This window comes from Enterococcus sp. BWR-S5 (assembly GCF_016745255.1).
Classification (GTDB): Bacteria; Bacillota; Bacilli; order Lactobacillales; family Enterococcaceae; genus Enterococcus_L.
The window spans coordinates 40,103-64,500 of the sequence record NZ_JADOEQ010000004.1; the positions used below are offsets into that span (position 1 = coordinate 40,103).

The 24,398-nt window shown below is 39.2% G+C and carries 22 protein-coding genes; 2 read left to right on the forward strand and 20 right to left on the reverse strand.

Translation table 11 applies throughout. The annotated features are described in order from the left end of the window. Window positions 1–134: 134 nt before the first annotated feature. The 20 genes from nagB to IW510_RS06540 form a co-directional block, all read right to left on the reverse strand. Complete coding sequence (nagB, locus tag IW510_RS06445; protein ID WP_202057971.1) at window positions 135–836, reverse strand: glucosamine-6-phosphate deaminase; 702 nt, start codon at window positions 834–836, stop codon at window positions 135–137. 180 nt (window positions 837–1,016) lie between these two features. Further along, window positions 1,017–2,237 (reverse strand): LCP family glycopolymer transferase, encoded by a 1,221-nt coding sequence (locus IW510_RS06450; RefSeq protein WP_202057972.1) that lies wholly within the window; start codon window positions 2,235–2,237, stop codon window positions 1,017–1,019. A gap of 181 nt (window positions 2,238–2,418) precedes the next feature. Continuing rightward, window positions 2,419–3,372, reverse strand: a complete 954-nt coding sequence (locus IW510_RS06455) for an NAD-dependent epimerase/dehydratase family protein (RefSeq protein ID WP_202057973.1) — start codon at window positions 3,370–3,372, stop codon at window positions 2,419–2,421. 124 nt (window positions 3,373–3,496) lie between these two features. Continuing rightward, entirely contained in the window at window positions 3,497–5,020 is a 1,524-nt protein-coding gene (murJ, locus tag IW510_RS06460) for a murein biosynthesis integral membrane protein MurJ (RefSeq protein ID WP_202057974.1), read from the reverse strand. 2 nt (window positions 5,021–5,022) lie between these two features. Then, the gene (locus tag IW510_RS06465) at window positions 5,023–6,060 is read right to left on the reverse strand and encodes a glycosyltransferase (RefSeq protein ID WP_202057975.1); all 1,038 of its coding nucleotides are present in this window, start codon (window positions 6,058–6,060) and stop codon (window positions 5,023–5,025) included. After that, on the reverse strand, window positions 6,057–7,304 hold the full coding sequence (locus IW510_RS06470) for an O-antigen ligase family protein (protein WP_202057977.1): 1,248 nt from the start codon (window positions 7,302–7,304) through the stop codon (window positions 6,057–6,059). Before IW510_RS06470 ends, IW510_RS06465 begins: the two co-directional genes overlap by 4 nt. A gap of 22 nt (window positions 7,305–7,326) precedes the next feature. Then, window positions 7,327–8,577, reverse strand: coding sequence for a protoporphyrinogen/coproporphyrinogen oxidase (locus tag IW510_RS06475; protein ID WP_202057979.1), 1,251 nt, complete (start codon window positions 8,575–8,577; stop codon window positions 7,327–7,329). 24 nt (window positions 8,578–8,601) lie between these two features. Further along, window positions 8,602–9,345: a GNAT family N-acetyltransferase gene (locus tag IW510_RS06480; protein ID WP_202057980.1), complete on the reverse strand. Its 744-nt coding sequence runs from the start codon at window positions 9,343–9,345 to the stop codon at window positions 8,602–8,604. Further along, a complete protein-coding gene (locus IW510_RS06485; RefSeq protein ID WP_202057982.1) occupies window positions 9,342–10,451 on the reverse strand; it encodes an N-acetylneuraminate synthase family protein in 1,110 nt (369 codons plus the stop codon). The genes IW510_RS06480 and IW510_RS06485 overlap by 4 nt, the downstream gene beginning before the upstream one ends. A 3-nt stretch (window positions 10,452–10,454) precedes the next feature. Continuing rightward, the gene (locus IW510_RS06490) at window positions 10,455–11,459 is read right to left on the reverse strand and encodes a PseG/SpsG family protein (RefSeq protein ID WP_202057984.1); all 1,005 of its coding nucleotides are present in this window, start codon (window positions 11,457–11,459) and stop codon (window positions 10,455–10,457) included. Between the two features lie 7 nt (window positions 11,460–11,466). After that, the gene (locus tag IW510_RS06495) at window positions 11,467–12,180 is read right to left on the reverse strand and encodes a cytidylyltransferase domain-containing protein (RefSeq protein WP_202057985.1); all 714 of its coding nucleotides are present in this window, start codon (window positions 12,178–12,180) and stop codon (window positions 11,467–11,469) included. 4 nt (window positions 12,181–12,184) lie between these two features. Beyond that, window positions 12,185–13,540, reverse strand: a complete 1,356-nt coding sequence (locus IW510_RS06500; RefSeq protein WP_202057987.1) for a UDP-N-acetylglucosamine 2-epimerase — start codon at window positions 13,538–13,540, stop codon at window positions 12,185–12,187. 5 nt (window positions 13,541–13,545) lie between these two features. Continuing rightward, entirely contained in the window at window positions 13,546–14,217 is a 672-nt protein-coding gene (locus tag IW510_RS06505; RefSeq protein ID WP_202057988.1) for a sugar transferase, read from the reverse strand. Beyond that, complete coding sequence (locus IW510_RS06510) at window positions 14,214–15,422, reverse strand: DegT/DnrJ/EryC1/StrS family aminotransferase (RefSeq protein ID WP_202057990.1); 1,209 nt, start codon at window positions 15,420–15,422, stop codon at window positions 14,214–14,216. Before IW510_RS06510 ends, IW510_RS06505 begins: the two co-directional genes overlap by 4 nt. Before the next feature lie 11 nt (window positions 15,423–15,433). Next, window positions 15,434–17,227: a polysaccharide biosynthesis protein gene (locus tag IW510_RS06515; protein WP_202057992.1), complete on the reverse strand. Its 1,794-nt coding sequence runs from the start codon at window positions 17,225–17,227 to the stop codon at window positions 15,434–15,436. A gap of 17 nt (window positions 17,228–17,244) precedes the next feature. After that, entirely contained in the window at window positions 17,245–18,009 is a 765-nt protein-coding gene (locus IW510_RS06520) for a tyrosine-protein phosphatase (protein WP_202057993.1), read from the reverse strand. A gap of 24 nt (window positions 18,010–18,033) precedes the next feature. After that, complete coding sequence (locus tag IW510_RS06525; protein WP_202057995.1) at window positions 18,034–18,726, reverse strand: CpsD/CapB family tyrosine-protein kinase; 693 nt, start codon at window positions 18,724–18,726, stop codon at window positions 18,034–18,036. Window positions 18,727–18,738: 12 nt separating this feature from the next. Continuing rightward, window positions 18,739–19,536 (reverse strand): YveK family protein, encoded by a 798-nt coding sequence (locus IW510_RS06530; protein WP_202057997.1) that lies wholly within the window; start codon window positions 19,534–19,536, stop codon window positions 18,739–18,741. A gap of 89 nt (window positions 19,537–19,625) precedes the next feature. Further along, window positions 19,626–20,603, reverse strand: a complete 978-nt coding sequence (dapF, locus tag IW510_RS06535; protein ID WP_202057998.1) for a diaminopimelate epimerase — start codon at window positions 20,601–20,603, stop codon at window positions 19,626–19,628. Window positions 20,604–20,702: 99 nt separating this feature from the next. Then, window positions 20,703–21,311 (reverse strand): superoxide dismutase, encoded by a 609-nt coding sequence (locus IW510_RS06540; RefSeq protein WP_202058000.1) that lies wholly within the window; start codon window positions 21,309–21,311, stop codon window positions 20,703–20,705. A gap of 490 nt (window positions 21,312–21,801) precedes the next feature. Between IW510_RS06540 and ispG the strand changes: the two genes are divergently transcribed. Together ispG and IW510_RS06550 are read left to right on the forward strand one after the other, a co-directional pair. Further along, window positions 21,802–22,893, forward strand: coding sequence for a flavodoxin-dependent (E)-4-hydroxy-3-methylbut-2-enyl-diphosphate synthase (gene ispG, locus IW510_RS06545; RefSeq protein ID WP_236674631.1), 1,092 nt, complete (start codon window positions 21,802–21,804; stop codon window positions 22,891–22,893). A 233-nt stretch (window positions 22,894–23,126) separates the two neighbouring features. Beyond that, entirely contained in the window at window positions 23,127–24,089 is a 963-nt protein-coding gene (locus IW510_RS06550; RefSeq protein WP_202058002.1) for a phosphoglycerate dehydrogenase, read from the forward strand. Window positions 24,090–24,398: the final 309 nt, after the last annotated feature.

Sequence of the window (24,398 nt, forward strand, 5' to 3'; positions counted from 1 at the left end):
AAATCTATTGAATTGTATAAAAACCATATTAAATAGCTTTTTCATCCATTTTTCATATCATTAATCTTATATAAAGTAGCATAGTAAGTTCATATAAAAAAACAGGAAGCAGATTCTGCTTCCTGTTCATTTGATTATAATTTTGATGCAGCAGCTTCGTCAATGATGACAACAACATCATCATGATTTTGCAACGCACTTGCAGGCATATCTGTCGTTACAGGACCGTCCACCATTCCTTTGATGGCATCAGCCTTTGCTTCTCCATAAGCCATTAAGATCATTTTCTTGCCTTTTAGGATAGAACCGATACCCATTGAAACTGCAGTTGTCGGTACATCTTCTACTTTGTCGAAATAGCGCTTGTTGGCATTGATTGTTGATTCTGTCAATTCAACGACATGTGTCAAGCTGTCAAGTGGTGTGCCAGGTTCGTTAAAACCGATGTGTCCATTTTGACCAATTCCTAAAATTTGAATATCTACTGTATGGTTGTCGATGATGTCTTCATAACGTTTGCATTCAGCAGTTAAGTCTTCTGCTTTACCATTAGGAACATACGTATCTTTGAAAGGTTTCTTGTTGAAAAGCTTCTCGTTCATAAAATGACGGTAGCTTTGTTCGTCACTTCCGCCCAAGCCAACGTATTCATCCAGGTTGATAGAGACCATATTAGAGAAGTCTAAATCACTTTCCACCATTTCTTTATATAATGTTTCCGGTGTACTTCCTGTTGCAAGACCTAGAACTCCAGCCCCAGCTGCCATGCCTTCTTTGATTAATTCAAAAGCTTTTTTTCCGCCTTCTTCTGCATTTGCTACGCGAATGATTTTCATCAGTTATTTCTCCTTTACATCTCACAAGTTTTGGTATAGTCCAATTATAGCATTATTCTTTTCTATTTTCTACCCAAAAGGATGCAAAATAACACATTTTTTTCCACCTAATTGTGCTCCTGGCTCAAAAAAAAACAGAAGCGGCTTCTGTTGAAGGCTTCTGTTTCATTTCATACTTATTTATGATGCATCCTGTACGTCAGCTGGTTCTCCAACCGTATCAGGCGTATCCGTTGCCACACCGTTATTCTCATAAACAGGGGTTGTATCTGCCGGCGTGGGTTCAACATAGGCCGGCTGCTGATCAGTATATCCCTGATTATAACCTTGATCGTAGTTTTGCGTATAAGTATCTGTATTAGTATAAGCATTTGGATCATAATAGGTCGAATCTCCGGTATAACCAGAGCTTGTTCCTGTATAAGATGCATAACCAGCCAGACGACTTGTCAGCTCAGCCAACATCGCATCATTCTGTGCCAAACCTAGTTGGGCACGCAGCTTGGTCTGAACATCAAATAAATTCTCAGCATTCAAAATTTGATAAGAAACACCGTTAATCATCGCATCAGAGGTTTCCAACTGCAATGACTCAATATTTTGAAACGCAGATGAATATTTCTTTTGAATATCAATCATATCATCCCAGGTCAAATCTGTTTTTACGTTGTCCTTAACAGCATTCAAAATACTCTTATACTGTGTAACACCGCTAAGACTAAGTACCTTACGAACGATTTTTTCTACAACTTCTCTTTGACGTTTTTGCCGTCCGATATCTCCTTCCGGATCATCATAACGGTAACGGGCATACGCCAAGCCGGTTTCTCCGGTCAATGTTAAGTGTCCTTTAGGCAGTTCAATGCCATCCAGTTCTGTTTCGTAGGGATTGTCTACCTCGATACCGCCAACAGCATCAATCAGATCCTTCAAGCCCTTCATATTGATAGAAACATAGTTATCAATAGGGATATCCAGTAAGTTATCCACTGTATCAATCGTCATTTTTGCTCCACCATATGCATAGGCATGGTTCAGCTTATCTTCTGTTCCATTTCCAACAAGTTCTGTCAGAGTGTCTCGACTTAGGCTAAGCATTGTTGACTTATTTTCTTTTGGATTGATCGTAACAACCATTACAGTATCTGAACGTCCACCATCTTCTTCTGCTCTTCCCAAATCACCATTATCAATCCCCATTAATAGGACAGAAAACGGTTCTTGAGCATCAATATTTACAGCCGTCTCTCTTTTAGAAGAGACTCTCTCAATAGACTCATATACATCTGTTATTGTATCGTTGGCATCAGAATACATTCTGAGACCATAGGCACATATCCCTGCAACCAGTACAAAGACCAGTCCAAGGAAAGACAGCACCAGCTTTTTCCATAAATTCATAAGACACTTCCTCATTTACGCAAGAATCGTTATACTTAACCATTTTCTCACAGTTTTTGTACAGTAGCAATAAATTTGAAAAAATGGCATCATTTCTTAACATAATTGTAAAATAAGGCTCGATTATTACTTAAGATTGCAGATTACCTGATGAGCTGCGAATCCAATTAACTAAAACCTTCTACTTCGTTGATAGTTCATAGTCGATATACTCTCTTAATCCCTCTTGAACATTGAATTTAGGAGAGTATCCTAACCCGGTGATTTTGTCGATAGATGCTTTGGAGAACTTGATATCTCCCAAACGCTCTTCTTCGTTGATAATGGGCAATGTGATACCCAGTAAAGAATCAAAGACCGTTATCAGCTCTTTCAACGTGACTTCTGTTCCCGTCCCAACATTATAGACTTCACCTAAAGCTGCCGGAGACTCGGCTACTAATTTCAGTGCATTAACAACATCTTTGACAAATACAAAGTCTCTTGATTGATCCCCTTCACCGAAAAGAGTGAAGCCTGCATCTTGTCCCGCCATTACCTGTTTATACTTATCCATTAAGATAGAAATAACTCCTGAGTATGGAGAAGAAGGATTCTGTCCAGGTCCGTAGACATTGAAAAAGCGAACTGCTGCTGTGGGAACACCATACAAATGCTGATAATCCGTTACATACTTTTCAGCAGCAAACTTATCTACAGCGTAAGGGGTTAGAGGACGAATCACTGACTCCTCCTGTTTGGGTAGGGTTGGTTCATCTCCATAAACCGCGGCAGACGAAGCAAAGACCAATCTTTTTAGCGATGGCTGCTTGGCTTTTATTAACTCAAGTAAATTTAGCACGCTTCTAAAGTTTATTTCATGTGTCTCTATTGGTCGTTCAACAGAATCTGCAACACTGGCAATTGCTGCCAAGTGAAAAATATAATCGAACTGATACTTCTGCAAGACATTCTCCATCAGCGCTTCATCGCTGACATCTCCCTCGATAAAAGTAAGATTATCACTGCTCTTTAAATTGTCCTTATTTCCCATAGATAAGTCATCGATCACAACGACTTTGTTTTGTTCCAGATAGGAATTGGCCAAATTCGATCCAATAAAACCGGCACCACCTGTGACTAAAATTGTTTGCATAAATTAAAATCCCCCACTAGTTCATTTTTAACTGACCTTTTCTCACAAACGAAAGCAGCAAGCTCCCAGATAATCATCATGAAGAAAAGGTGGTTATTTTTTGTAATTATCAGCTGCATAAGCGCTATCTTTTCAGTAAATTCGTTAAATCCTTTACGTACGGAACCTTCAGCAATAAGCTGGCAATAAGATAGAAAATTACACCTACTATTAACGTAAGAGCAAAAGCAACCAAAGTTTTCGCCGTTACAATAGTAAGAATGAAACTGTACGAGAATTTAGTTATGACCACCATAGCGATTGATATCCCCACTATTTTGGTAAAGACACCCGCAAAGCTTTTGGCTTCCAAGCTCCCTATTTTCTTTCTTAAAAAGAAAATCAGCAGTAATGTTGTAAAAATGGCTGAGATACTGGTAGCTAAAGCTAAGCCGCCAATACCGAAAAATTGAATGAACACAAAGTTCAGCATAATCTTAACCACAATCCCCAATGTCGCATTTATCATCGGTGTTCTAGTATCCCCCAGTGCGTAAAACGCTCTTGAAAATACTTCTCTTAAACCAAATCCTAGCAAACCGATACTAAAGAAATGAAGGGTTTCAGAGGTTAAGGTTACTGCTTCAAGCTCGAACTGCCCTCTGCCAAATAAGATAGTGACAATTTCTGTCGAGAAAAACATAAAAATCAACGATATAGGCAAAACCATAAAAATGATTAGGCCGGTAGAATCAATAATCGATTTTTTATATTCGGCAATTTTATTTTGAAGATACAGTTTTGAAAACATTGGAAATACCGCTGTCGTTATAGATAACACAAAGATTCCCTGAATGAATCCAATAAGGCGGTTTGAATAGTTTAAGGCCGATATCCCACCAACAGACACCTGAGAAGCCAAGGTTTGATCAATCAGTATATTCAGCTGATTGACTGAGGTTCCCAGGATGACCGGAAAAGCAGCTAATGAAAATTCTTTTATGTACGTATTATTTAGACTCCCGGATAGACTCACAGTAAAGTCCGTACTTTTCACTGACCTTCTGATGATGAAAAATTGAACAAAGCTTGCAAAAACGGTCCCGATAACCATGGTTTCCAATGTTGCAAAATGGCTGAGTACAATCGACAGCATAACAATAATGTTCAGCGGAATCGTTGCAACAGCCGGTCCAATAAACTTATTGTTCACTTGCAGATAGGGAGTGAAGATGGAGATAAGTGCTGTAAAAAATATACCGAATATACTGATTCTGGTAAACCTGACAGCAATTTCCAATGTACTTTCATCAAACCCGGAAGCAAAAACAGAAACGATTTGTTTGGTAAAAATCAAAACGAGCACAACCATAACCAGACAAAACATCATTGCCAGTTTTAGCAATAAATTTGTAAACTTATCCGCACTCTTTTTATTTTCATGTTTTAAAATCTTCGTATATATAGGAATAAAGGCGGTAGAAATTCCTATCGCCAAAAAATCGAAAATAACGGTTGGAATTGTTTGAGAAACCAGATACGCATCTGAAATCTCACTTACACCGTAATAATAAGATAGAACCAGGTCTCGACAGAAGCCAAACACTTTAGACAACAAAGTGATGATCATCAATAAAAAGGCCATCTTCTTCATATTTACTTTTTGCATACTTATCTCGCCCTCTTTTTCAAAAGTATTTTCACTCTTTTAGAAAGGACGATTCGTTTCCCTAACTTATAGATAGAGACAGTAGCCTTTGGCGCTACATCCACACTTGATCCTAAAATATAGCCGTAGCTCAACTTTCTTTTTGAAAAATACTGATTTTTTTTGTAGTCCGGATATTCTTTTTTCATGTACGCTCTTATTTCCCTTATCTTGTCTGTCTCGACAGGATTAAATCTTGTTAGACAGAAAATAATCGTATTGATATAGAACAGCTCAATAAATTTATAATCAAACTCTTCTTTATACTCGTCATAAATCTTGCGGCTCTTTGCATTTTCTATCATTTTCTTAGCCGTGCTCAATCGATCAAAGTGAGCATAGTTGTTCAAGGAATTAGAGGTAGATTCGCTATTGGTCATATAGAAGTATAATGGTTCATCAACCTTTACCACTCGTTCCGAATAGCACATCACTATCGGTAAAAACTCATTGTCTTCATAGAACAATTTCTCTATAAATCGAATGTCATTATCTGCCAACAGACTTCGTTTAAAAATCTTTGTCCACATTCTTCCATGACTCATAATCAATTGTTTCTTGCGGGCAGCACCCTCTAAGGATAAAAGTTCCGGAGCAATGCTTCTGTTCATTTCTTTTTCTCCGGTAAAGGAAACTTGGTAGTAATCACTATCTACGATATCTGCATTTTCCTGAAAAGCCAGAGTAAGTAATTTCTCATACATACTTAGACTTACATAGTCATCCGCGTCAACAAAGGCTATATATTCACCTTTTGCTACCGCCAAGCCAGTATTTCTTGCTGCTCCCTGCTTTTTATTCTGAGCATGCTGCTCCACCTTTATCAACTCAGGATACTTTTCTTGATAGGCTTTACACAGCTCATAGGAGTTATCGGTAGAGGCATCATCGACAAGAACAATCTCATAGTCGCTTTCCAGGGTTTGGTTCACTAATGAGTCCAGACAGCGTGCTAAAAAATCAGATGCATTATAGACAGGTACAATTATGGAAAGTTTCAAATTCTTCCCTCCTTATTTCTAAACGTAATATTCATGAGACCCAGCCAGCACCAAAAGAAGATAGCTGTATAGAAAGAAGTCAATATTCTATCAAACAGTCCGAAAAACAAGAAAAACATTCCTGTATTAAATAGAAACTCTCTGAAATGCTGTGGGTAAGTATATCTTTTTCGGTGATACCTATTCACACTATACACAATCAGAGTAAGCATTAGAACAGAGCCAACTAAGCCAACTGTTGCTAAAAGCTCCAGATAGGTGTTATGGGGATGAGTAATTTTAGTACTGTAGAGCATCGGATTATACTTCAAAATCTCATGCTGGAAGGATGAGAAGCCGACCCCAAATAATAGGTTGTCTCGGATGATTTGTCCGGTCGCAATAAGAAGCAGGTAGCGATAGTTTGTTGACGGGTCAGATAAATCAAATGCTGTAAACAAGCGATCCAACAAGCTTGTCAGCAGCTCGTTCGGTGCGATAACCAAAAACAGCAGCGGCAAGAATAACGCCAGCGCCAGAAGCTTCATTTTTTTTGAAACGGCACTTCTTATAAAATAGACGAAGCCTACAAAAACCAAGGCAAACCATACCGCGCGTGACATCGTCATAATGATATTCACACTATTGAGCAGCAACAGGAGTGAATCCCACTTGGAAAAATCACCACGTGATTTCTTACTGATCCCGTACAGCAGCATAATTCCTGCATAAACACTGAAGGTGATTGGATTAGTAAAAACTGAGCTTACACGCATAATCGTGTGTGTGGACAGCCAATTTGTTGAAAATTCAACAATGGCAATCATATTGATAAGTAACGAAAATCTGAAAATCTGATCGAACACATTTCTATAAAGCTCTTCTGTCTTTATGACCGATGCAACAATGATTGCAACCAACATACCTACCAGTATATCAAAAACCGACTCGAGACTCTCTAGCCCTTGAGTCGAGTAGTACAACCAATAATTCGTTATAAAAAGATAGAGGAAGAAAAATATTAACAATACTGAGAAAACGATCTTTATACTGCTTTTTCTAACCAGAAGATAAAAGAGACCGTAAACACACAAAAGAATGAAGCCTTCTGAAGGAAGAATCAATCCTATGGTAAAAAGTGCTACCACAGGATTAAACTTCATTCGGCTAGTCAACTGAATCAACAGATAAACCAGAATCCCTATAACGATTATTAAGTTGCGATGCTGGCTAAAGAAAGTGATGTTCAGTTCTGTATTAACCATAATCTTTTTCTACCCCACATCTCTATATTTGTTTTGCAAGCTTTATTGCATCAATCATTGAATCTTCAATTGAGCAATATTTCCAATCGCCGTATCTGCCGATGCTGTGTATATTTTTCGCTTTCAAAAACTCAATAATATTTTTCTTAAGTTCATTGGACTTTTCAGACACATGTACATACGCAGGTGTCATGACGATCGGCTCCCAGTCAACCAGCTTTTGGTCATCGATGACACCAATCGCTTTTAAGTTATCCAACGTTGCCTGCAGCTGCTCTTCCACCAGAATTTCATCATCCGAAGAATAGCCGATTTCTACATACAAACTCAAACGATCTGAGTTCAAAATATTGTCATAGAAGCCGATTCTATAGAAATTAGTGGCTTTATCAGGGAAATAAACCCAATGGATATCATCATATTTTGATTTCGCATCAAACCCAAGATTTAACACCAACACTTTGTTGTACGTAAACGCCTGTGTATCAAATTGTTTTGTCAGGTTTGCTCGATCAACCAGCTGAGTCAACGGGATTGTATTAATCAACTCTTCATAGTGAATCTCAGTACCGTTCACATAAGCAATCTTCTTATCATAGTCAATGCTCGTCACTTCTGAGTTCAAAAGAATTTTATCTTTATCCAGTTTAGAAGTCAGGATTTCAATAAACATTTGTGCGCCATCTTTAGGATACGAGAACATATCATTGTAAGAGCTGTTCTCCTGAGCTTTCATGTTCTTCATGACTTCCTCAAAGTCTGCATAAGGGAAGAAACGCCCCATTGCATCAACATCCAAGTTGTTCAATCTCGTTGCATACAGCTTTTCATTATACGGCTTCAAGAATTTGTTGGTAATCGACTCGCCAAACTTGCCGTACAACATATCTTCAAAGTCTGTATAGGCTTCTTTTGAGTCCTTAAAATATAAGTCATACAAACAATCAATAAACTCTTCTTGAGGAAGCTGATGTATGTTCTTTTGAAAAGGATAGTCAATCATTTTATCGGCATACCAAATTTTCGTATTTTTCTTATGGAAAACAAGAGCTTCCTTGTCCATTTCTTTTTCAAAAAAGCTTTTGATTTCTTCATTTGCAAAATGGAAAAAGTGACCTGCATAATCCCAAACAAAGCCATTTCTCTTGATTGTTCGGCAAAATCCACCTAGTTCGCTTTCTTTTTCGACGATCAAATAATCATCTGTCTTCACTTGATTCGCAAAAGTCAGACCGCTTACTCCACCACCGATAATCAGATATTTAACGTTCATTTCAACTCTCCATCCTAAATTAGTTTATGCATGCCACAAATGATAAATGCTCCGCTTTTTATTCACAAAAAAGCCGTTTTTAATATACAGATTCATTCCCTGCAAGTTATCAATTTGTGTCCCCACGATAATTCTTTTCAGCTCGTTTTTTTCAGCTGTTTCCTTACTGAAATCCATCAGCTGACTGCCGTAGCCGCGGCCGCGACTACCTTCCTTTACAGCAATCAGTTCGATGGTCAATTGCTTCGCTGCCTCTTCCTTTTTAAGCACGATAAAGCCAACTACTACGCCCGCTTCTTTCAAAACAGATAGCTCTTTGGAAGAATCAGCAATCGCATTGCCAACCCAATTTTCATACACCTTTTCCACTTGTTCTCGTGAAAACTTCTTATCGTTAAAAAATCTGGTATGTGTAAAGCTTGATTTAGCCATCTCCTTAACTGCTGTCAGCTCCTGTACATTGTCTGCATCCAGAGGCTGACAAATGGCAGAAAAGCTTTGCTTGCGCACTTGCTGCGACTGCCTTGTCAAGTCATAGGAAAATATAACATTCATATCCGTTAGATAGGCGGTTGTTTGCTCACCAATCCAAGTATTGATACTACTCAGGTTATTTTCATTTACCAGCTTCACAAAATCATACTGTGTAAAACTCTTTAGCAGCTCGTCAGTCAAGCTGTCTTCAGTCGTCAACTCTACTGATCCGCATTCTTTGCCGAAAAAGCTGCTGTCCCAGCTTAGACGAGCAACTTCTTCTTTTGATGTCATTGGTTTAGAACATCCTTCCACAGAATTGGTTCGCCCTCTTCTATATCTCTATTCGCTTTTACTTCGTTTTCAATAAGTAATTCCATATATTTCGGTGCAATCCCACGAACATTTTCTCCGGGTCTTAGAACAGCCATATTGGATTTATCAATGGCTTCACCTTTACTAATATTCTTCGTTGCATATAACGCGCGGAACGCATATTCTCTCAAATGCTCTTCTACATCCGCCACTCGCTTCTCAGATGAGCCAAGAATCTCGGAAAGCTCAGGAATATCGAATGAATCCAGGCTTTTTTCTTTTTCAACTTGACGAATTGCATCGACCATCATTTTCAGCTGCTCCGGATTTAACGCAAAGCTATGGTCTGCTCCAGGCAAGTTTTTATCTATTGTAAAATGCTTCTCGATTATCTTTGCCCCTTTGTAAACAGCAACAACAGGTGCTTTGACAGGATCTTCCGTGTGATCTGAATAACCAATAACAGCATCCGGATAAGCTGACAGGAAAGTATCCAAGATATTCATATTACAAGAACTCAATGGTGCCGGGTATTTCGCTACACAATGCAATAGCGCAATTTTCGTATTTCCTTGATCAGTAATTGCTCGAACCGCGTCGTCTACTTCTGAAAGAGTTGCTGCACCGGAAGAAAAAACGATTGGCAGCTGTTTCTTCGCTGTATGCTTCAATAAAGGAATATGAGTAATACCGTAAGAAGCTAGTTTGTAAGAATCGACACCCAGTTTTTCTAAGCTGTCGCTTGATTCTTCATCACAGGTTGTACACAAAAAGCCAATTCCTTTTTGATCGCAATACTCCATCAGCTCCGGAATCCATTCGGTTGGCAGCTCGACAGATTTAAGCAATTTGTTTATATCGGTTGTTTCACCTTTGGCAGTTACAAAGTTTCCTGCTTTCACGTTGTACATTTTTTCTGAACGAAACAGCTGGAATTTAACAATATCCGCTTTTGCGTCTACTGCAGCATCAATCAGCTTTAACGCTTGTTCGTAGCTGCCATCATGATTTATTCCGGCTTCTGCTATGATTAAAACAGGTGAATCTTTTGAAACTGTTTTTCCACTTATTGTCAATTCTTTCATTACTTATTCCACTCCTAAAATAATATCGGTCACTCTCTTAACACCTTTACAATCAACGAACGTTTTTCCATTCTTCGACAATGCTTCTCTCGCCTCTCCATCTGTTTCTAGCTTATGTAAGAGTTCAACGAGATTGTAATCCTTTATTGGCTCCAATCCCAGGTTCCAGCATAGTCCCTTTTCTGATAAGGTTTGTGCTGTTTGATACTGGTGAGGAACTTGACATAACACGACTGTCGGTACACCAATCGCCAAGCTTTCAAAAAGTGTGATGCCTCCTGAACAAAAACAAAGGTCTGCTTGGTACATTCTTTGAGGCAAATCATCAACAGCCGTGTGGATGTCGATGTTTTTAAGCTGCCCAAATTTTTCGTACAAATGCTCCTTGTGTGCATAGGCCGGTCCTAATACCACATCAAATTGAATAGCTTTCAATGAATGCAGCTGTTCGACCACTTCTTCCGAAAAATTACGAGGATCTGACCCTCCAAATGTCAATAAAACATTTTTCAAGGTAGGATTTATCTCTTTTTCTTTTGCGGCCATCGCCGTTACCTGATCGTTCAAAACCATGTATGGAACCCCGGTTACGTAATTCTCGGAGTTCTTCTTATCCGTCGTCAAATCGATAATCGCATTAATTACTTTCACCGGCATCTCTTCATAGCTTCCATGATCGTCCAAAATAACCACATTGATTTTTTGTTCACACAGATTGGCTACATAGTCAGATTCGTTATCCAGCTTGTCTAATACGATTGTGTCTATCTTCTGCTTTTTTACTACGTCATTGACTTCAAGAATCTCTGAAGCCTGTTGATTTTTTAAAACATAATAATCAATCTTTTTATTTTTTAAGAGTGATTCTACTTCTTCGTTATGAGAAATGATACATATACACTTATGTCCTTCATTTCTTTGGATGATATTGTCAATCAAATGAATGGATCGAAAAACATGACCCAAACCTTTAATATTGTTCCCATCAAATCTGAAAAGAATATTCATTCAAACACTACCTTTGGATTATATGGCTATTAATTTTAAACAGTTCCGGCTGTTCTTCATAAAATCGTTCCAACTCCTGAAATGAGAGATATGGAAACGCAGGAAACTCTTTGCCTAACTGTTCCATTAATTCAAAATCTTCTTTTGTATCCACGGTTAACCGCACATTTGAATGAGTCAGTTTTGTCTCTGCAGATAGTTTTCCAATTTTAAATTGTTCCGGATTATCCTTTATAAACAACGTTACATGTTCTTTATGCGCTTCTGTGATTTCCATTTCCGACAACCGGGCCAATGTCGCCCAATTAACTACCTCTATCGAGGTGCCTAGAGGTGCATCACTGCAATAGGTATAATCATTTTTGTTTTCAATATGACTTTGAATCAATTTATTAATCAATGATTCTTCAATCAAAGGGTTATCCCCAGTCGCTCGAATGATAATATCGGACTGATAGAACTTACCGGCTTCAATATAGCGACTCAAAACATTTTGTTCGTCTCCGCAAAAAACAAAAAGCTCTTTTTTGGATAAGAAATTAATCAAGCCCGCATTTGATTCATTTGCCGGTGTAACCACTACAACCTGGTCAATCACATCCATGCTGTTAAGCTTCTCGTAGATGTGCTCAATAATTGTTTTACCGGCAATCGTCATGGTTACTTTCCCTGCAAGTCTGGTTGAGGTGCTTCTCGCCTGAATAAAAGCATGTACATTCATTTCTCTATTCTCCCAGCATTTGTTGGATTAACGCAGCAATATTATCAGACGCATTTTCCTTCTGAATCATCTGCGCTCTTCCTTCAACTAGTTTCTGACTCAAGTCACTCTCTACCAACAGCTGACCAATTTTTTCAATTAACTGCTCCTGTTGCTTAGACTCGTCCTCATTTCCAATTCTGACACCAATCCCCATTTTATCAAAAGGAATAAAGTCTTCCTCATCTGTGTAATTGAAATAAATGACTGGCTTATCCATCAACGCGCTCTCAATACCTGTTGTCGATGAAATGGTCATCGCGATATCGGCGATATTGATTACTTCCGGTGCCTTATGACTCTTGACAATAGAGGCCGGAATTTCATAGGCTTCAAGAATCTGACTTTGTACTTTCCCATCTTCATTTGGATGAAGCTTCACAACAAGGTGTACATTTTCCAGTGCTGAAACAGCCTTAACAATACTTTCAAATACTTTAGGCATCTCCAGTAATGGCTGCGATAGATAGACTAGCACATGACTATTCTCAGGAATCCCCAACTCTTGCTTCAGCTTTTTATCAGAAGACATATAGTCCTTTAGCTGATCAAAGGCAGGTTGTCCGGTTATTTCGATTTTCTCTTCTGGGATATCTCGCTTCATAAGATTTTCTTTTGTATACTCTGAAAATACAGCGAACTTGGTTGCTTGTAAATTCAAGTAAATAGAAAAAATTTCATCTGCGAATTCTTCCAAGTGATCATTTTTCAGCTCAGAAGATAGAACGATTTTTTTGGCACTTACGCCATTTTTTATGTACTCTTGTTTTTCTTTTTCATTTTGAACAAGAATTTTATCAGGAAATGGTCTATTTACCTTACCTAGTAAATCTTCCACTCTCAATGATAAGATACCCAGCTCATTCGCGGCAATCACGGTTGCTGCTTCAAATCTGTGCATCGTTGTAACAACGACTAAATCCGGTTTTTCTTTTTTAAGAATCTCTTTCATTGCATCAACAGGTAAGAACAGTCTTCTGTCGTATACCTTAAAAATCTCTTCAGCAAACTCTTCCCCAACTTCTTTTTCCAAATCTCTAACTGAGAAGCCATAATAAGCAGAAGAATCTACATAGGAAACAACAGACGAGAAGTCGTGAAACTGGTCTGCATAAGGCATTCCTTTGCGCATAATCTCGCTGTCTGCGTAATCAGATAACGTCTTGCATGGGATATCTGCTTTTTTGAAGGCTTCAGCAGCCAAGTTAATTCCTATACACGTATAATCAAATTTTTTCTCAGCGATTACTTTCGATACAATGGGAATCAACGTGTTTACGTGCCCGCCGCCATAGGCTAAAAATAGAACTTTTTTCTTCATATTTCTTAGTTAACTCCTTTTTTCAATAGTACAGTCTCAAGTGATTTAACAAATATTTTGCAATCTAATACAAAACTGGTATTTCGTACGTAGTAAACATCAAGCTTTGTCGCTTCCAATGTCGTTAAGCTGCTTCGACCATAGGCCTGAGCCATCCCTGTTATCCCCGGTGTGGCTTCTGAACGGACTTCCATTGCACGCTTGTTAATCTCCGGATTACCATCAATATTCAGCTTTTCTTCTCGAAGCTCCAGTTCTTTTGCCGGAACAGCACGAGGACCAATCAAGCTCATTTGACCTAAAAACACATTCAATAATTGAGGCAATTCATCGACACTTAGCTTTCTAAGTACTTTTCCTATTTTGGTTACTCTGGCATCCCCGCTCTTAGGAGCCGCATAATTATCGATAGAAGAATCTTTATACATCGTTCTAAACTTAAATGTAGTGAACGTCTTTTGATTTCTTCCTACCCGTTTTTGAGTGAAAACAATCTCACCCTTTGAGTCAACTCTAATCAGTATCGCAATAATCAGCATCACGGGAGATAGAAAAATGAGTAAAATCCCTGAAAAGAGAAGATCAATGAGCCGCTTCACTAGTCTATACCCCAAACCCGTTTTGTCACTTTGCATAACCAGCTCTTCTAAAGAAGAGTCATTAATAAATTTCATCATTTTTTTATATCCTTAATCACTTCTAATAAATTTTCTACAACATAATCAACATCGTCCAATTCCATCAATGAATTCAACGGCAATGTTATTTCATTTGAGTACATGGCAAACGCCTGCGGATATGCTTCTATTTTGAAGCCTAAATTCTTATACGCAGTCAGTAATGGCAATGGTTTATAGTGAACATTGGTTGAAATTCCTTTTTCTTCCAACAACTGGATGACTTTATTTCTATCCGCTTCCGAAAAGCCTGTTAGAGAAACAAGGAAAAGGTGTCCACTAGATTGATTTTCTTCATCATAATGCGTAATGAAATCCAAATTTGACCCAGCCAGCTGTTGTTCGTATCTTTTTACTAACTGTTTTCTTTTTTCCAAAAGTGTCGCATAACGTTTCAACTGCACCAATCCGATAGCTGCATGAACATCTGTCATGTTACATTTATATGCCGGAGAAACAATGTCGTACTCCCAAGAACCGGATTTTGTTTTTGATAATGCATCCTTTGTTTGACCATGCAATGATAGTCTATTGACAGTTGAATAAATCATTTCATCCGCCGTCTCTCCTAATGAACGCCAAGTCAGAGCACCGCCTTCTGCAGTGGTCAGGTTCTTCACAGCATGAAAAGAAAAACTTGTGAAGTCTGCTACAGCGCCGCTTTTCTGACCTTTACGCACAGCACCAAAAGAATGCGCTGCGTCTGCTAAAACAATCACTCGACCAAATTGCTCTTGCAGTTCATTTGTTGGCTGAAACAGCTCCTGCTTACTTTTCACAATATCAAAAATCTTGTCATAATCACACATTACACCGGCAATATCAACTGGAATAATTACCTTTGTTTTTGGCGTGATTGCCTTTGCCAGTGCTTCATAAGATAATTCAAAGGAATCTTTTTCCGTATCAACCAATACAATATCTGCACCCACATGATCAATCACACTCGCAGAAGCTGTATAGGTATAGGCAGAGGTTATTACTTCATCGCCAGGACCCACGCCTAGCAAACGTAAACACATCTCCATACAAGCTGTTGCCGAATTTAAGCAAATGGTCTTTTCCGTACCACAATATTCTGAAATTTCCCGTTCAAGCTGTTTTGTTTTTGGACCCGTAGTAATCCAGCCTGATTTCAACACCTCAGTCACTGCATCTATTTCTTCCTGTGTAATATCAGGGGGTGAAAATGGTATATTTCTCATTAATAATCTCCTCACTTACTTGATTCATTCGCAAATCTTACTAATTCTTTGCTCATCTTATCTGTGTCTTTAGGCAAATGATTGACAAAGCTCATAACCTCGTCAATTGGAAAGCCGTTGACACTACCAATGAATATCTTATCAAACACCTGTTTAGAATTCTTTTCTTTACTTACCAACAGCTCTTCGTATAATTTCTCTCCGGGACGAATCCCAGTCTCAATAATTTCAATTTCGTTTTCTTGGTACCCGCACAATTGAATCATATTCTTTGCCAAATCGTAAATTCTAACCGGCTCGCCCATATCCAGAATAAAGATTTCTCCACCTCCGGCAAGCGCCCCCGCTTGAATAACCAAACGACTGGCTTCCGGAATCGTCATGAAATAACGAGTCATTCGGAAATCCGTAATCGTTACTGGTCCTCCTTGGCGAATTTGTTCTTCAAATACCGGAATGACACTACCTCGACTACCTAGGACATTCCCAAAACGCACAGCACAGAATTTCGTTTTGCCTTCTTCGTTCATGCCAGTGACAATCATTTCAGCAATTCGTTTTGTTGCCCCCATTACATTAGGAGGATTGACTGCTTTATCGGTTGATATCATGACGAAGTTCTCAACGTTTTGTTCTTTAGCTGCTTCAGCCACATTTTTTGTACCAAACACGTTATTTTTCACAGCTTCTGTTGGATTGTACTCCATCAGTGGAACATGCTTGTGAGCTGCCGCATGATAAACAGTATCCGGCTGATATTGCTTCATTATATCTACCATGCGATTTTTATCTTGAATATCCGCAATAATCGGAATCATCTCAGTTACTTTATTTCCATATTTTTCCATCAATTCTCGATGAATCAAATAGATTGAATTCTCTCCATGACCAACTAAAAGCAACTGCTTAGGATTAAAACGAATCAGCTGACGGCAAATCTCAGAGCCTATCGAACCGCCTGCCCCAGTCACTAATATTACCTTATTCGTCAACTTATCCTTCAGCTGACCGACATCCAGACGTACCTCTTCTCTTCCAAGCAGATCAACAACGTCAATTTGTTTCAGGCGAGAAATAGTAATATTGCCAGATGCAACTTCTTCCAAAGCCGGCATTGCATTCACAGGAAGTCCTAACGGAGTGATAATGTCCAGTATCCGTTGAAGTTCCTCTCTTTTCAATGACGGAATCGCAATCGTCAACATCTCAATACCATGCTCTTCAACAAGCTCAGGAATTCTCGATGTGTTCCCCAGTACTTTTACACCGCCAAGGTACATTCTTTGTTTATCCAAGGCATCATCAATGAAGCCAACGACCTGAATATCACTTGTTGTTGAAGTACTCAAGCTGGATAACAAAATACGTCCGGCTTCTCCGGCACCAATAATCAAAGTTTTCTTTGCTCTGGCGTGACCATAACGTTTCCCGTTACGCCACTCCACAGTCAAGCGCCAAATCAGACGGCTTGAAATGATTAGAAACGTAGTTAGCAAATACGTCAGCAGAAGAAAACGACGGCTTCCATAAAATAGAATAAGCCCTTCAAAAAGCACCGTAATGCTTGTAGCAGAAAAGATTGCCACCATTTCTCTCAAATTTGTAAATCGATTAATTCGTGTAAATATTTTAAAAATGAACCCAAGAACTATGTAAATCACTAACTGTAAAACAGTTGTTTGAACCACAAAATCTGTTGACACATGAATATATGGAACCATATAAAAATATGAAAATACATTTGCTCCGATGATGATTAGAGAATCCAACATCAGCAGCACGAATAATTTTTGTCTTCTCGACATACCACTAGCCACTCTTTCTAAAACAATCGGAATTTCTTCCTTTTAACTTCCTTAAACGGCAAAATCTCAGTTTCATCCCCATTTAATACATCTCTTGCACAATACTCCAAGGCCGTTGCTTTTCTTTTCCCATGATTCTGGATAATTGAATCAAACGCTCGCTTCATAAAGAAATTCCGACGCTTAATATTGTGCGCATCAGAAGCAATCATATGAACCAAGTTGCAGGCTACCAATTCCTTTGCCGTTGCTTCAATCTCCTTACCGAACACGCCCACATAGCTTGGTGCTGTCACTTGTGCCAACGAACCAAATTCAATGAAGGGAATCAGACGATTGGGATCATCTATAAATCCTCGATTTCTTTCCGGATGGACAATAATTGGACGATGTCCATGCTGTACCAAATTGAATAGTACCTGTTCTGCATAAACCGGAATTTCTTCGAAAGGAAACTCAATTAAAATATATTTGTTGTTCAGATCAGCGAATAAAATTTCACCTGTCTCAATTTTCTCCAACAAGTCCTCACTGATCCGAACCTCCTGACCCTCATATAAATTCAAAGGGATATTTCTGCTATCCAGCTCCCGCTGCAGCTCCTGCACCTTCAAAATCACTTCACTTGCCGGATTACTGTAGCTGCCATTGTTGTGATGAGGTGTACAAAGAATATGTTCGATCCCTTGAGCAACTGCTGTCTCTGCCATGGCAATGGCATCTTCCACACTCTGTGCTCCATCATCGACATTCGGCAAAATATGACAATGTAAATCGATCATTTCTATCCTCCTCAGTTTAATTTTTTATCCATAATAGTAATTTTGATCCACAAGGTTTTTAGCCCCGTTGTACACGACACCCAGAACATTGGCACCTACATACTCAAGCAGACTTTTCGCCTTTTTCAATGATTCTCTTTTAGAAACACCTTCCCGAACGACAAGTATCGTACCATTTACTTTTGAAGAAAGTATCTGTGCATCGGTAACCGTCACAACCGGCGGCATATCAAAGATAATCAAATCATATCTCTTGCCTAATTCTTCAATTAAGCGCTCCATCCGCTGAGAGCCTAACAGCTCTGAAGGGTTGGGCGGTTTGGGTCCACTCGTTAATACACTCAGATTATCGACTCCTGATTCTTGAATCGCCTGATCCAAATACACTTGTCGATTCCCTAAAATACTGCTTAACCCATTTGTGTTTGAAAGACTAAAGGTCTTCGCTACGGTCGGTTTTCTCAAATCTGCATCTACCAGTAATACCTTTTTCCCGGAGTTGGCAAAGACAACTGCTAAGTTTGCGGCAGTTGTTGACTTTCCTTCTCCCGGACCGGAAGACGTGATAACCAATGTGCGCAAGTCATAATCGACCATAGAATATTGTATATTTGTACGAATCGTCCGATATTGTTCAGATACCGGCGACGCCTTATCTGCTAAAGTAATCAGGCTGACGCCCTTAGCACTCTCTTGATTTTTCAAATAATTTGGCATGCTAGTTCTCCTTTATATCCTTGTTCTTGTTCTACGAACAGGTCCTTGATCATCATCAGAATCATCACCCTCATGCTGGTCAAGGGTGTCCTGCATTTCAGATGGTGTTCGAGTAATTTTCACGTTTAGCTCTTTGGCAGTCATATTAGGTACTGCACCAAGAATCGGCAACTCCAGCTCTTCCGAAATGAACTCTTCACTTTTCAGTGATCGGTCAAACAATTCCAATACAAATGCAAGTAAAATACCCAGCATCAATCCGCTGGCAAAACCAATAATCAAATTCAGCTTGTTATTTGGCGAAACAGCTACCATGTTTGCAGACGCGTTTGAGATAACTGTAATCTTATCTACACTAAGTGTCTGCTGAGCAGTTTCCTGGAAAACGGCTGTCGTTTTATTTGCGATACGTTCAGACAATATAGGGTCTGTTGTGGTTGAACTGATTGAAAACATTTGTGAATTCTGAGATTGATCGACAGTTAAGCTGTTTTTCAGTTCTTCTATCTCAATGTTTTGATTATACTCATCCTTCATCTTTTGCTGCACAACACTCAGTACAGTATCACTTGTGATTAAATCCTTATAGGTGTTAATCATCTGCAAGTTGGCATTGATATCATTCACATTCGCCGTTTCACTTTGCGGCAACTTCACGATTAATTGTGATTGGGAGCTGTATTTTGGTGTTATAACAAAAAAAGTCATGACACCTGCTGCACTAACCCCAAGAATCATGCAAAAGATTAATAACGCAAATCGTTTCTTCAAAATCCTAACTATATCCTGTAAACCTATTGTCTCTTCCATTGTTACCTCCTGATAATAATCCTTACTTTATATATTATATAACTTACTAACGCAATTATATACTCTTATTGTTAACATTATGGATAGTCCTAACCATTTTCTTGTTTAACAAACGCAGCATAAGCCGCCTGCTCGTCTGTTTCTTTGATTATCAGTGCAGAAAAATCTCCGGCAATAAGTGTTGCCATCGAGCCTTGTATCGTATATGTAACTGTCGCGTTTCCAATTAGCTCCATCCAGTAGCTGCCATCTCCGCTTTCGTGAACAACCGTCTGAACCAGCCCGCCAACATTGCGAACAGTGATTTTCTCATAAAATTGCTTCGTATACAGCAACGTATACATTAGGCTACTTGCACACATCGCTGTTCCACAAGCGCTCGTTAGACCTACACCTCGTTCAAAGGTCCGGACAAACAATTCATTTTCACTCAGTATTTCAACAAAGCTTACATTGATTCCATCTGGAAAAAGCGGATTTTCACTGTTGACATAACCGGCAATTCGCTCCAGCTCTCCATCAAACAATCCCTCATGATCGACAAATGCAATCAGGTGCGGATTCGGTACTGAAACAACGGAAAATTTCAACGACTCAGAAAGCTCCGGAATCCTCTCATTGATAACTGTTTGCTGGGAATAGTTCATCGGTACAGCTTCTTTATCAAAGCTTACCGGCGATATCTCTACTTGGTAGGCAGGTACCCCCGAAATAAAATCAGTTGTTTTCCTTACCTTCAAATCCGCAAACATTGTTTCTACAGTAAAAAACTCTTCATTATACTTTTCAGACAGATACCTTGCAACGGTTCTTAATCCATTGCCGCACATGCTTGCTTCAGTTCCGTCGCTATTGATTACTCTCATTTTTGCCAGGCTGGTTCCCTGCTCTGTATTTTCTACAAGAAGAATCCCATCTGCGCCACCCAGTAGACCCGACTGTCGATTGCATAAGCTTTTTCGCAATTGTTCTATCTCTACTTGAGTTAACGGTTCTGCCAGTAAAGTCTCATCTAAAACAAAAAAATCGTTCTCAGATCCATGTACTTTCTGCAAAGTTATCTCCATTTTAGAAGCCCCTCTCTCCATGACACTCTAAGTACTAGTATGCCACAAAAAAAAAGAAGAGAACAGCTATTTTTGCTGAACTCCTCTTTTTTATATAAATTATTTAGCTTTAGCAAAATATTCGTTTACAACATCCCAATTTACAACATTCCAGAAAGCAGAAATATAGTCCGGACGAACATTTTTATATTTCAAATAGTACGCATGTTCCCATACATCTAGACCCAAAACAGGTTTCTTTCCTTCCATTAATGGAGAATCTTGGTTTGCTGTTGAAGTGATTTCCAGCTTACCATTGTTCACAACCAACCAAGCCCAACCAGAGCCGAAACGGCCAGTTGCAGCAGTTTTGAATTCTTCCTTCATATTATCAAAGCTGCCAAACGCTTCATCGATTGCTGCTTTGATTTCACCAGTTGGTTCACCACCGGCGTTTGGACCCATTACACCCCAGAAAAATGTATGGTTTGCATGTCCGCCACCATTGTTTCTTACTGCTGTGCGAATATCTTCCGGAATACTATCCATATCGGAAATCAGGTCTTCCACTGATTTTTCACCAAGCTCAGGATGTTTCTCAATTGCTGCATTTAAGTTGGTTACGTACGTGTTATGATGTTTATCATGGTGTAAGTGCATTGTTTCTGAATCGATATAAGGTTCTAATGCGTCATAAGCATAAGGTAAATCAGGTAAAGTATAAGTCATCGTAAATCTCCTCCAAAATTGTGTTTTAAATTCTATACATACTAAGAATACCAGACTTGAAAGCAACCTTCAAAATAATTGCCTATAATTTTTTATTGTTGTTCTCATCTTTTTCTTATCCATTTCTCGCTATACTCATTATGTACGTATCACTGCATTTCTCTGTCATTTAGCCTCTTAGCACAATTTTAAACATTTTTTAGGTTCTTCTTTTCTCGGAATATGGTAGTATAGGTTATTGAGCATTGAGACTGAACCATTGCATTTTTAAAGACTGCTGTTCCTTAAATGAAGAGCCGTCTTCTGACTGACAGACATAAACCAGCTTGTTTGCTAATTCTCAGGATTGGCAGCAGGTACATCACTCATGCTGCTATTGCTTCCCTGACTTGGAATCAATACTAAGCATAAGAAAAGAGCCCATTTTGCTATTGCTGTCAATGCAAAGCATGGTGGCTTTCAGATTGAATGACAAAGGAGAGAAACACCCATGAGCAAGATGACCCACCGCAAAGATACTCGTCCTGTAAATGTTGGCGGACTAACTATTGGTGGCAGCAACGAGCTGTTTATTCAAAGCATGTGTACAACCAAAACACATCATATAGAAGAGACAGTTGCCCAAATCCTTGAGCTGGAAGAAGCCGGATGCCAAATCGTTCGTGTCGCTGTACCTGATGAAGAGGCAGCCAACGCTTTGAGAGCAATCAAGGAACAAATTCACATTCCTTTAGTTGCGGATATACATTTTGACTATCGTTTAGCATTAAAAGCGATTGAGCAAGGCGTAGATAAAATCAGAATCAACCCAGGCAATATCGGACGAAAAGACCGTGTGGAAAAAGTTGTTACTGCCTGCAAAGAAAAAGGTATTCCGATTAGAATTGGCGTCAATGCCGGTTCATTGGAAAAGAAATTCCTACAACAATATGGGTACCCGACTGCTGAGGCAATGGTAGCCAGTGCCATGGAGCATATAAAGATTTTGGAGGATCTGGACTTTTACGATATCATCGTTTCCTTGAAGGCCAGTGACGTTAACTTAGCTATCGAAGCCTATTCCTTAGCCGCTGAAAGCTTTGACTATCCTTTACATTTAGGAATTACCGAAGCCGGAACGAAATTTTCCGGAGGAATTAAATCTGCAGCCGGCTTAGGAGCCTTGCTTTCAAGAGGCATCGGAAACACCTGTCGTGTCTCCCTATCTGCAGACCCGGTTGAAGAAATTAAGGTAGCAAAGGAAGTATTAAAGGCTTTTGGTTTAGCCAGCAATGCTGCTTCATTAATTTCCTGCCCGACATGCGGAAGAATAGAAATCGATTTGATTCCTATTGCAAATGAGATTGAAGAATACATCGAGAAAATCAAAGCACCTATCAAGGTCGCTGTATTAGGCTGTGCCGTTAATGGCCCCGGAGAAGCAAGAGAAGCCGACATCGGTATTGCCGGAGGCCAAGGTAAAGGTATGCTTTTCAAAAAAGGAAAAATCATTCGAACTGTTCCGGAAGAAATCATGGTTGATGAGCTGAAAAAGGAAGTAGACCTTCTAGCTGAAGCTTATGCCAGAGGCGAACAAATTTAATCAACAGGTTGGAGCTTATGTCTAGGCATAAGCCCCAACCTTTTTTGTTTTACCGTTTTTTTGGTACAATTGACTTATGCAGCGTTTTAAACGCGGACATCCCCTTAGCCAATACCTATTTACTGAATTAACGAATGGTGGTTGCTAAATGAAATTGGCCAAAGTACAATTATCGATTTTTTAGTCGTCAGTAAACGATCGATTGGCAATCACAGAAAAGGAAGTGAACACCGTTGGCAAAACCAATCATTTTACTACAGGAACATTTCAAACCTGAACAAATTGAACGAATCAAAGCCGCAGCTAACGATTATGAGGTCATTGATGCTGCTGACCCGTCCCAAAATTATCGTGAAGAAGATATTGTTATCATGTTAGGATGGAATAAAAAGCATGATCCCAAGCTGCTCGAAAATCCGAACAGCAAGCTGAAATGGGTCCAATCTATCTCAGCTGGTGTGGATTCTTACGACCTGGCAGCATTCAAAAAAAGAGATATCTTACTCTCAAATGGGAGCGGTATCCATACAATTTCCATCACTGAGCATGTATTAGGTGTGCTTCTGGCAAAATACCGAGGCATCCTTCAAGCAGCTGTAGCGCAGCAAGATAAACAATGGAAGGACTCTTCTATTACCTATCAACAATTGTCCGAGCAGAGTATGCTGATTGTCGGAACTGGAAATATCGGACAACAGCTGGCTTCCTTTGCGCAAGGTCTGAAGATACGAACATACGGCATCAATTCCAGTGGGCATCCCTCACCAGGCTTCTTAGAATGCTATTCTCAGAAAAATATGAGCCGAGTGATTAAGGATATGGATATTGTTGTCAACATCCTCCCATTAACCGATGAAACATATTATTTATATAACGAAGAAATGTTTCATGCCATGAAAAAAGGCAGTGTCTTTATCAACGTCGGGCGAGGTCGCTCAGTCAAAACAGATGATTTGATTCAAGCCTTGGAAAATGGGCAAATCAGCTTTGCTGCGTTAGATGTCTTTGAGGAAGAACCCTTATCACAGGATTCACCACTTTGGACAATGGAGAATGTTTTGATTACTCCGCATATTTCTGGAATGACTGATGGCTTCAAGGAAAAACTGCTGTCAATTTTCCTTACAAATTTAGAGAGCTTTATTACTGAAGCACAGTTGACACGAAATCAAGTGAATCTTGATCGCGGGTATTAATCTCAGAGGTCGGGCCAGAAGTGGTTAGCTTCAAGCACCAAGTAGGTACTTTTCATCATCTCCTCTGCTCAAAAGAGCAATCACAGTGATTCTAAGCAATAAGACGGAATTTACGAAAATGACAAGAAACACGGAATGTTCCATTCCGATGTTGATTGATTCCTACTCGGTGTTTTACAAATTTTTGCTAACCAAGTAGGTATTGTTCATCATCTATTTTGTGAACAAAATAGTGATTCTCAACAATTTCGACTTATTGTCGAAGGTGCTACTGCTGGTCCACCGTTTATTCGGATATAGTGGCACTGG

Bases quoted from the DNA above. Each gene is read 5' to 3' on its own strand.
- IW510_RS06530 (WP_202057997.1), bottom strand. From the start codon at position 19,536: ATGGAAGAGACAATAGGTTTACAGGATATAGTTAGGATTTTGAAGAAA.
- IW510_RS06485 (WP_202057982.1), bottom strand. From the start codon at position 10,451: ATGAAAGAATTGACAATAAGTGGAAAAACAGTTTCAAAAGATTCACCT.
- IW510_RS06480 (WP_202057980.1), bottom strand. From the start codon at position 9,345: ATGACATCAAAAGAAGAAGTTGCTCGTCTAAGCTGGGACAGCAGCTTT.
- IW510_RS06475 (WP_202057979.1), bottom strand. From the start codon at position 8,577: ATGAACGTTAAATATCTGATTATCGGTGGTGGAGTAAGCGGTCTGACT.
- dapF (WP_202057998.1), bottom strand. From the start codon at position 20,603: ATGGAGATAACTTTGCAGAAAGTACATGGATCTGAGAACGATTTTTTT.
- ispG (WP_236674631.1), top strand. From the start codon at position 21,802: ATGAGCAAGATGACCCACCGCAAAGATACTCGTCCTGTAAATGTTGGC.
- IW510_RS06515 (WP_202057992.1), bottom strand. From the start codon at position 17,227: ATGTCGAGAAGACAAAAATTATTCGTGCTGCTGATGTTGGATTCTCTA.
- IW510_RS06495 (WP_202057985.1), bottom strand. From the start codon at position 12,180: ATGAATGTACATGCTTTTATTCAGGCGAGAAGCACCTCAACCAGACTT.
- IW510_RS06490 (WP_202057984.1), bottom strand. From the start codon at position 11,459: ATGAATATTCTTTTCAGATTTGATGGGAACAATATTAAAGGTTTGGGT.
- IW510_RS06520 (WP_202057993.1), bottom strand. From the start codon at position 18,009: ATGATCGATTTACATTGTCATATTTTGCCGAATGTCGATGATGGAGCA.
- IW510_RS06470 (WP_202057977.1), bottom strand. From the start codon at position 7,304: ATGGTTAATACAGAACTGAACATCACTTTCTTTAGCCAGCATCGCAAC.
- IW510_RS06455 (WP_202057973.1), bottom strand. From the start codon at position 3,372: ATGCAAACAATTTTAGTCACAGGTGGTGCCGGTTTTATTGGATCGAAT.
- IW510_RS06525 (WP_202057995.1), bottom strand. From the start codon at position 18,726: ATGCCAAATTATTTGAAAAATCAAGAGAGTGCTAAGGGCGTCAGCCTG.
- IW510_RS06505 (WP_202057988.1), bottom strand. From the start codon at position 14,217: ATGATGAAATTTATTAATGACTCTTCTTTAGAAGAGCTGGTTATGCAA.
- nagB (WP_202057971.1), bottom strand. From the start codon at position 836: ATGAAAATCATTCGCGTAGCAAATGCAGAAGAAGGCGGAAAAAAAGCT.
- IW510_RS06510 (WP_202057990.1), bottom strand. From the start codon at position 15,422: ATGAGAAATATACCATTTTCACCCCCTGATATTACACAGGAAGAAATA.
- murJ (WP_202057974.1), bottom strand. From the start codon at position 5,020: ATGCAAAAAGTAAATATGAAGAAGATGGCCTTTTTATTGATGATCATC.
- IW510_RS06450 (WP_202057972.1), bottom strand. From the start codon at position 2,237: ATGAATTTATGGAAAAAGCTGGTGCTGTCTTTCCTTGGACTGGTCTTT.
- IW510_RS06540 (WP_202058000.1), bottom strand. From the start codon at position 21,311: ATGACTTATACTTTACCTGATTTACCTTATGCTTATGACGCATTAGAA.
- IW510_RS06500 (WP_202057987.1), bottom strand. From the start codon at position 13,540: ATGAAGAAAAAAGTTCTATTTTTAGCCTATGGCGGCGGGCACGTAAAC.